This window comes from Mycobacterium sp., from assembly GCF_050701515.1.
Classification (GTDB): domain Bacteria; phylum Actinomycetota; class Actinomycetes; order Mycobacteriales; family Mycobacteriaceae; genus Mycobacterium.
Map to the genome: position 1 here is coordinate 1 of NZ_JBOGDB010000020.1, position 3,274 is coordinate 3,274.

The 3,274-nt window shown below is 66.9% G+C and carries 3 protein-coding genes; all 3 read right to left on the reverse strand.

The genetic code is table 11. The features are described 5' to 3' along the window. A partial coding sequence (locus tag ACRDU5_RS01715) for an ABC transporter family substrate-binding protein (protein WP_526612491.1) occupies nucleotides 1–1,774 on the reverse strand: 1,774 nt, incomplete at its 3' end. Nucleotides 1,775–1,929: 155 nt separating this feature from the next. Next, nucleotides 1,930–2,376, reverse strand: a complete 447-nt coding sequence (locus ACRDU5_RS01720; RefSeq protein WP_526612489.1) for a helix-turn-helix domain-containing protein — start codon at nucleotides 2,374–2,376, stop codon at nucleotides 1,930–1,932. 11 nt (nucleotides 2,377–2,387) lie between these two features. Next, a complete protein-coding gene (locus ACRDU5_RS01725) occupies nucleotides 2,388–3,056 on the reverse strand; it encodes a nucleotidyl transferase AbiEii/AbiGii toxin family protein (protein ID WP_526612490.1) in 669 nt (222 codons plus the stop codon). Between the last annotated feature and the right edge of the window lie 218 nt (nucleotides 3,057–3,274).

Sequence of the window (3,274 nt, forward strand, 5' to 3'; positions counted from 1 at the left end):
AGCTGACGTTCTGCACGCGCGGGCCGGCCGCGACGATCGTGGTGTCCTGCAGGATCGGCAGCACGGTGGACATGTTCCACAGCCGGGGCTCGACGGCGTTGATCACCTCGCCGATGTCCTCGGTACCCAGCAGCGCCGCGTCGATTTTCGGCTGAATGCTGCGGTCACAGATGCCGGTGAGGTTGCTTGGCGCCTGGACAAGTTCATCGGATTCCGGCGCCGGGGTTCTCGTCGTCGGCGTTGCCGTGGTCGTGCCGGTCGTCGGTGGCGGGTTTGGGGTGCGCGGCGTCGGAGCAGCTGTGGGCGACGGTGCCGGCGGATTCGGGCCCGGGGTGGTGGTGAACACCGCGGTGGCCTCCAGCGCACGGCATCCGTAGCGAGAGGCCAGTGCGGTCGCGAGATCGCCCCCGGCCTGATGCCAGCCGACGATTGCGTCCACCCGGTTCTGCGTGAGCGCCTCGGAATACAGCGTCGGCGGATCCAGCGCCAGCACCGACGCCTCGATGCCGACATTGCGCAACTGGTCGGCGGCGGTGTTGGCCACCGCCACCGATGTCGGGTCGTTGGCCGCCACCCCGATCACCAGTGACAGCGGCACGTCGTCCTTGGTGATCCGTCCGCGGTTGTTGTCGGGTAGCGGAGTGCCCGGCGTCGGCGGCGCCGTCGTCTCGACCGGCGCCACCTGGTAACCGGCGTCGACCAACAACTCGAGCGCGGCCTCCTTGGTGAGCGCGGGTGGCGCGGTCGGCACGTATCCCGGGTCGGACGGCGAGCGCACTTGCGCCTGCGCCAGCGTCACGGTGTTGTCGCTGCCGGCACCGACCGCGGCGAGCAGGTCGACGTCGAGCAGGCCCAAAATCGCCTTGCGCACTTGGGAATCGGCCAACTTGTCTATTTGCGCCCGCAGCGTCAGCTGCATGACGCGCGGTGTGACGATCCGCCCGGTCCGCACGTCGGGAATGGCGGACAGTTGGGCAAATGCGGCCGTCCCACCGTGCACCTGGGCGACCTGTGTGTCGCCGTTGCGGATCGAGTCGGCCAGCGCGGCCGTCGCCCCCGCCCGCCGGAACAGCAGCTGGTCCGGCTGTGCGGGTGGACCCCAATACCGGTCGTTGCGCGCCAACAGGATTTCCTCGCGCTGCGGGTCGATGTATTCCACCCGGAACTGGCCGCCGGTCACGGGCAGCGCGCGAACCAGCCCGGCCGCAAAGCCGCCCGGCACGTCCTTGACGATGTGCGCGGGCAGGATGTCGTTGAACAATTCCCGCCACGCGGGATAGGGCTGTGAAAACGTCACTACCGCCGTCTTGCCGCCGTCGATGGACTGGACCCCGGTGATCAGGTCGTATCCGGCGGGGTCGACGACGCCGGGCTGACTGACCATCTGCTGCCACAGGTACCAGTAGTCGTCGGCGGCGATCGGCGCGTTGTCGGTCCACTGCGCTTCCGGCCGGACCTTGTAGGTCACGGTGAACGGGTTCTCGCTGGTCACCTCGGCCGACACCAGCAGCGTCGGGTCGAGAACCCACCGCGAGCCCGTCGGCGATGCCGGATCCGGGAGCGGACGGAACGAACTGGGCAGGACCAGCGAGCTGATGGCCGCGTTCACCGCCGATTGATCGGACAGCAGGTGGGAGTTGAAGCCGGGACCGATGGTGTCGATGGCCATGATGATCTGCGCCGCTCGCGGCGGCGGAGGCGTGGTGGTGTCGGTGGTGTCGGTGCTCTGCGGCGCCGGCGGCGGGCTGACCGTGCAGGACGACGTCAGCAGCATCAGCGCCGATATCGCGGCAATGATGCGTACGGACCCCGGCACGCCGTCCAGGCTAGCCGCGGGCCTTCGCACGAGCCCTGCTGCGGGCCCGGCCACCGCCCTTGGCACGCCCAGATTGAAACCTCGCAGCGAAATTCCGAGTAGTCCCCTGCAGTTCAATCTCGGCGCGCATTCTTGGCGACGTCCTCGCACCGGATCAACAGCGCCGCGGAGGGAACGACCTTGCCACGCAGATACGTCGACATCCGCGAAGCCGAGGTGCCCAGCCGCTGAGCGAATTGCGCAGCCGTCAATCCCGAGGCCTCGACAAAGCTGTGCAGGCGGCGCTGCACTTCGGCGCGTGCGGCGGACTCCGCATTCGCCCGAGCGTCGGTCAGCGAGCGAGACAGCGTGGCGACCACACCTACGTCCTCGGCAAGTCGCAGCGCCTCTTCCAGATCCGACGCGACCGGACCCCACGGGTCCTCGCGCACCGAGTCCGCGATACGGCGCCAGTGCCGCAGGGATCCACGATCGATGGCGGCCAGAATGCCTTCGACTCCCCAGCGTTCGACGGGATCGTCGGGGGTTGCCTTGATGTTCCGGAATTGCAGTGTCCTCATGCGAGAGCTCCTCAGCCGATCATCGCATCGGCGACGGCTTGGCATTGCGCAACAACCGCGGGCCAGGATTGCCACTTCGGGGCAAGTTCCTTGTACTGGTCCAGGGCGGCGATCGCTCGTGAATCGGCGGGTCGAGGCTGCCCGAGCTGCCTCAGTACTTGAGCCGCCACAGCGTCCTCGCCCGGCGCTCTCTGATCGTAGAAAGCGTCGATATCAGCGAGCGTGTTTGCCGCCCACTCCACTCCGAACCGATCCGCCAACGCGGCCAGGTCGATGTAGTCGCGCACCTGGTTTCGCTTGACCAGCAGGTACGCCTTGATCCGCAGCGTTTCCTCGGGCGTCGGCGCGACAACGGTTCCGCCGCTTGGGATCTCGACAATCTGGGTTTCCAGTGGACGCCGGCGGATCAGCTGGCGAATTCCAACCTCGATGTCACCGAGGCTGCCGAGAAGGATCTTGCCGGGAACTGCCCGGTTCAGTACCCACTCTGGATCTGTCTCCAACGCCTCAAGTACCGCGTCGAACCTTTCATTGAGGTCGGCCAGAACGTGGTCGTGGTCATACGAGATGCGATGCCGGGCATACAGAACCGCAGCGGATCCACCGACAAGGACCGCGTCGGGAACCAGCTCCTGCAGGCGCGCGGCCGACCGCAAAACCTCGTCAAAGTCACTGATCATACGATGATATTATCAGATATGATAATACATCATGCGGCGACTCTGGTAGCCAGACTGAAGGGACGCAGCGAAACTCCGAGTAGCACCGTGTGCCAGTTCAATCTCGGCGCCAACCGCGAAACCGCTACCCACGGGCCTTGGCGCGAGAGCGGGCACGCGCCCGGCTGGTGGCGTCCAGCTCGACCTTGCGCACCCGCACCACCTGCGGGGTGACCTCG